The following is a 5,343-nucleotide window of genomic DNA, read 5'->3' on the forward strand; positions in this document are numbered from 1 at the left end:
CCGGGAAAGCCCTGCGGTGCGTCATGCCGCTTGTCCGTGGTGCCTGCCACGGTCGGCGCGTCCTTTCTGCCGCAGAACTGTCCCGGTTGGACAGAATGTTATGGGGGAAGGGATGATGTATCCCGATCATCAGCGCATCTCCTGGACAGGTTCCACACCCATGACTTCAAGGCCCGAGGCGATCACCAGGGCCACGGCCCGGACCATGGCCATACGGGCCAGTGTTGTATCACGATCATCTGCCATGAGAAAACGCAAGGCTGCATTGTCCTTTCCCTTGTTCCACAGGCCGTGGAACGCGGCGGCCACCTCACCCAGGTAAAAGGGAATGCGGTGGGGCTCGCGCGCTTCGGCTGCGGCCTCGACCATGCGCGGCCATGTTGTCAGGATTTTGACAAGGGCCAGTTCGTCCGGATCGGTCAGGGGCGCCAGGGGCACCCCGGCCAGCGCCTGGTCCGATACATCGTACCCTTCCGCCGCGGCGTGGCGCAGGACGGACCAGCACCGGGCGTGGGCGTACTGGACATAGAACACCGGGTTGTCCCGCGACTGTTCCGTCACCTTGACGAAATCGAATTCCAGCGGTGTTTCCGGACCGCGGGTCAGCATGAAGAAGCGCACGGCGCCGGGGCCCACTTCCTCGACCATTTCGCGCAGGGTGATCAGGTTGCCCGAGCGTTTGGACAGTTTGACCAGCACACCATTCTTGTAGACCTTGACGATGGTGTTGAAGATGACATCGAGGTGCGCCTTGCCGTCGCTGAAGGCGGCCACGACTGGACGCATTTTCTCCAGATAGCCGCCGTGGTCCGTGCCCAGCAGGTTGACCATCCAGTCAAAGCCCCGCCGGATCTTGTCATAGTGATAGGCGATGTCCGGCATGATATAGGCCCAGGTGCCGTCCCGCTTTTTCAGGGGGCGATCCGTGCTGTCGCCGAACCGGGTGGAGCGGAACAGGGTGAGGGGGGCCGGCTCCCAGTCCTCCATCTCCTTGCCTTTGGGCGGGGGCAGGGTTCCAGTGTAGATCAGGTCCCGCTCCTGCAGGATGCCAAACGCCTTGTCCAGAGTGCCGTTTTCGATCAGGTCCCGCTCGTTGGTGAAGACCTGGTGATGGATGCCGATCAGATCCAGATCCTTCCGGATCATGTCCATCATGTACTTCACGGCAAATTCCCGGACCGGCACCAGCCAGTCGCTTTCGGGAAGGCCGATCCACCTGCGGCCATCACGGTCCACCAGGGCCTTGCCCACATCTTTCAGATACTCGCCCGGATACAGGCCTTCCGGAATGGAGCCAATATCCTCGCCCAATGCCTCGCGGTAGCGCAGGTGCGTGGTGCGGGCCAGCACATCCACCTGGGTGCCGGCATCGTTGAAATAGTATTCGCGGGTGACATCAAAGCCGGCCTTCTGCAGCAGATTGGCCAGGCTGTCGCCGATGATGGCGCCCCGCGTATGACCTACGTGCATGGGACCTGTGGGGTTGGCGGAGACATACTCGATGTTGACCTTCTGCCCCTTGCCCATGGTGCTGGCGCCAAAGCGGGTGCCTTCGCGGATAATATCCGCCACCCGGGCCTGCCAGAAAGAAGGTTGCAGGCGGATGTTTACAAAGCCGGGGCCAGCCACATCGACGGCTTCTACATGGGGATTGTCCCGCAGACGCTCTGCCAGGAGCGTGGCGACCTGGCGGGATTGCTGTCCCGCAGGCTTTGCCAGAACCATGGCGGCATTGGTGGACAGGTCCCCATGGGAGGGATCGCGCGGTGGCTCGACGGCCACCCTGTCCAGAGGCAAACCGGGAGGAAGTGCCCCCTGGTCCACGCAGGTGGCCAGAATGGTGCGGATAACTCCCTCAAATTCCCTGAAAATATTCATGTGTGCGGTCTGATGTTCCATACTGCTTTCCCGGAGGGGGTAAGGTAGGGGGTGTCGCCCCTTCCTGCAAGAACTTCTGTCTGGCAGCTTTTTCGCGGGAGTACAGACAATCCCTGACAGTCGCAATGTATAAGCAAGCCTCAACATTTCTTGTCGTTCGTTACTACTCATCAAAAGCTATCATTTGTTATCATCCCTGTTTCGGCAGACCCTGGTTGGAATGACAATAGTGGTGTCTCGTCATCATGGGCCTGTTTCTCCTTTCCTGTTTTGCGGCCTGAAAAACAGGGCTCCACATGGAGGAAAAAAGTCCTTTTGGCAGGGGTTTTAATCCTGTCTTGTATTCTCGTATGGGTGAACGAAGAGGATGCAGGGGAGCCTGTTTCCCTTCCTTCCGAAGGTTGTGCAGGAATCCCTCCTCCTGCGGGAGAGGGAAATGGGCTGCCAGAGCTTGCTTTGGCAGGCGGGGCGACGACACTGCCCCGAAATATCTTTCAGATTTCAGGGCGGATTATGGTATCGATGGCTGTATACCGCATGCAGGCACGGGTTTTACACAGGTCCTGATGATGAGGCTGTCTGTAGAAAGCATATCACCAGCCATGGCGGCAGTCTGGGCCAGCCGTCATGGTCTGGATTATCTGGAATTTCGCAGCGATGGCACATGCGTTTCGCTTCAGACCGGACAGCCCCGGGATGTGGATTGGCCCTCCCTTTATGTTCTGACAGGCCAGTCGCCGGAAGGACAGGCATACATCATGCCCCCCTTCAGCGATACAGCTGTCCGGATTGTCCGCTTCAGGAAAGCAGCCGTGATCAGGATGTGGGGCAAGATTTTTGATTATATCCTGGAAAAGGATGACGGAGTGGTTATGAGCCGGAAAGGACTGGATATCACCTGTCTGGCCTGTGCACGGGAGATGCTGGGAAATTTTACGCTTGTTTTGCGGACCGGGAAATCCGGTTTGGCCAGCACATGAGCCTGGAACAGATAGGCTATCATGCTTCCCGGCGGCATTTGTACGTGGTGCCTTCGGCCCCCTGATCCGGACTTCATTGGCTCTCTGGCGAAAAAAGCATGAATGGACCCCGGCTTCCGCCGGGGTGACAGATGAGGGGCAGCGCAGGGGTTTGTTTTGACAGGCGGCAGGGAACAACTTCATACTGTCATGGATGTATTTTTCTGGAGGTCCGGCCCGTGTCTGACGCCACAATTTCCCTGTCTGGCCTGACCCTGACCCCGTCTGCGGTGCGGCGGATCGTGGCCCTGCGGCAGAAGGAAGGGAAACCCTCCCTGCGGTTGCGTATCACTGTCCAGGGCGGGGGATGCTCGGGGTTCCGCTATGAATTTGTCATGGATGAAAAAACCGTACCCGGTGATGTGACTTTTGGCCGGGACGGCGCAGAAGTGGTGACGGATCCCGTCTCGCTGGAGCTGATCGCCGGGTCAGAGGTCGACTTTGTGGACAGCCTGATGGGATCGTACTTCCAGGTCAACAATCCGCAGGCGGCTTCGTCCTGCGGGTGCGGAGCGTCGTTCTCGCGATGAGCCGGCTTCGCATCGCCACTTGGAACGTGAATTCTGTCCGGGTGCGCCTGCCCAATATCGTGTCCTGGATGGATACGGTCCGGCCGGATGTTCTCCTGCTCCAGGAACTGAAGTGCGAGACAGTATCTTTTCCGGGAAGCGAATTTGAAACCCGGGGCTATCATCTGGCGGTGGCCGGCCAGAAGGCGTGGAACGGCGTGGCCTTGATATCAAGGCATCCATTTGTGGATGTTCTGGACCATCTGCCCGGCGATCCGGCCGAAACCCAGGCCCGGTATGTGGAAGCCACGGTGCAGGGTGTGCGGATCGCCAGCCTCTATGCGCCCAACGGCAACCCGGTGGAGAGCGAAAAGTATCCGTACAAACTCCGCTGGCTGAAGCGTCTGGAGCAGCGGGCTGCAGCTCTGCTGGAAGGGGACACCCCTTTTGTACTGGGCGGCGATTTCAATGTGATCCCGGAAGCCCTGGATGTGTACGACCCCCGCGGGTGGGAAAACGACGCCCTGTATACGCCGGAGACCCGCAGGGCCTTTCGCGGTCTTGTGAATCTGGGACTGGCCGATGCCTTCAGAACCCTGCACCCCCGTGCCCGGGAGTATACGTTCTGGGACTATCAGGCGGGAGCCTGGATGCAGGACCGGGGCTTGCGGATCGACCACTTCCTGCTGTCGCCCGGCGCGGCGGACCGGCTGGTGTCCTGTGCTGTTGACAGGGCCCCGCGGGGAGAGTCAAATGCCTCTGACCATACGCCGCTGGTGCTGGAGCTTTCCGTTCCGTGAGAAAAGTCCTGATCTGTAGTGCTGCAATGCTGCTGGGCGCATGGATACTGGCTGTGGGCGCCATGTACATGTTCCAGAGAACCCTGGTCTATTTTCCGGATAACCGTTCCATGCACGCCAATGATCCTTTCGAAGTGAATGCCAGCGACATAGTAAAAGGTGTGGCTGTGCCTGCAGAAGATGGCCTGCGCCTGTACCACCTGTTCAGTCCGGCGATGAAGCGGGGCTTTCCTGTTATTATTCACTTCCATGGCAATCACGGCCCTGCATCAAACCGCCTGTACAAGGTCCGGCCATATGCAGAGGCCGGATACGGCCTTCTGATGGTGGAATACCGGGGTTATGGCCCCAATCCGGGCAGTCCTTCTGAAGAGGGATTCTATAGGGATGCGCGAGGCGCGCTGAACTGGCTGGAACAGCAGAGTATCAATCCTGACAGGATGGTTCTTTACGGTGAATCCCTGGGGTCGGGCGTGGCCGTGCGCATGGCGTGGGATCTGGCCAAAGCCGGAACGCCTGTGCGCGGGGTCGTTCTGGAGGCGCCCTTTACCGCGTTGCCGGACATAGGGGCGCTGCGATACCCCTGGGTGCCGGTGCAGTGGCTGGCCCGGGACCGGTTCGACAATCTGTCCCGCATTGATGAGATCGGTGCACCGCTTCTGGTGATGCACGGAACGGCGGATGCCGTGGTGCCCTTCGCCCAGGGAAAAGCCCTGTACGAGAAGGCCCGGGACCCGAAGAATGCCCTGTTTGCGGAAGGGGCCGGCCACAACAACCTGTATGATTTCGGCGCTGCAGACGCTGTTCTGGACTTTCTGGAAGGGTTGCCATGAATATCGGCGGTTTCTCGCGGACGGATCACAACCTTCTGGCCCGATGGTGGTGGACTGTTGACCGCTGGCTTTTGCTGGCCCTGGGCGTTCTGATCGTGACAGGAACCCTGCTGATTGCTGCGGCCAGTCCGCCGGTGGCCGAGCGCATCGGTCTCAGCCCCTGGTACTTCATCAACCGTCACCTGATCATGCTGGGGCCCGCTGTTCTCGTGATGCTGGGCGTGTCCCTGCTCAGCCCGCTGAATATCCGGCGCCTCGCCCTGCTGGTTCTGGCTGTGGCCCTGGTGCTGACGGCGCTGACACC

At 59.8% G+C, this 5,343-nt stretch carries 6 protein-coding genes; 5 read left to right on the forward strand and 1 reads right to left on the reverse strand.

Going from position 1 to position 5,343, the window contains the following annotated elements; genetic code table 11:
- Nucleotides 1-129: 129 nt before the first annotated feature.
- Entirely contained in the window at nt 130-1,878 is a 1,749-nt protein-coding gene (argS, locus tag M3O22_04765) for an arginine--tRNA ligase (protein ID MDP9196069.1), read from the reverse strand.
- Nucleotides 1,879-2,444: 566 nt separating this feature from the next.
- Here argS and M3O22_04770 point away from each other — a divergent pair.
- The 5 genes from M3O22_04770 to M3O22_04790 form a co-directional block, all read left to right on the forward strand.
- Nucleotides 2,445-2,858: a hypothetical protein gene (locus tag M3O22_04770; protein MDP9196070.1), complete on the forward strand. Its 414-nt coding sequence runs from the start codon at nt 2,445-2,447 to the stop codon at nt 2,856-2,858.
- A gap of 218 nt (nt 2,859-3,076) precedes the next feature.
- Nucleotides 3,077-3,427: an iron-sulfur cluster insertion protein ErpA gene (erpA, locus tag M3O22_04775; protein ID MDP9196071.1), complete on the forward strand. Its 351-nt coding sequence runs from the start codon at nt 3,077-3,079 to the stop codon at nt 3,425-3,427.
- Nucleotides 3,424-4,206 carry an exodeoxyribonuclease III gene (xth, locus tag M3O22_04780; protein MDP9196072.1) on the forward strand — a complete coding sequence of 261 codons (783 nt, stop codon included), beginning with the start codon at nt 3,424-3,426 and terminating at the stop codon, nt 4,204-4,206. The genes erpA and xth overlap by 4 nt, the downstream gene beginning before the upstream one ends.
- Nucleotides 4,203-5,039 carry an alpha/beta hydrolase gene (locus tag M3O22_04785; protein ID MDP9196073.1) on the forward strand — a complete coding sequence of 279 codons (837 nt, stop codon included), beginning with the start codon at nt 4,203-4,205 and terminating at the stop codon, nt 5,037-5,039. The genes xth and M3O22_04785 overlap by 4 nt, the downstream gene beginning before the upstream one ends.
- Nucleotides 5,036-5,343: cell division protein FtsW (locus M3O22_04790; GenBank protein ID MDP9196074.1), on the forward strand; the 308-nt coding region annotated here is incomplete at its 3' end. The genes M3O22_04785 and M3O22_04790, both read left to right, overlap by 4 nt.

The sequence above is a fragment of the Pseudomonadota bacterium genome (assembly GCA_030775045.1).
Classification (GTDB): Bacteria; Pseudomonadota; Alphaproteobacteria; order JALYJY01; family JALYJY01; genus JALYJY01.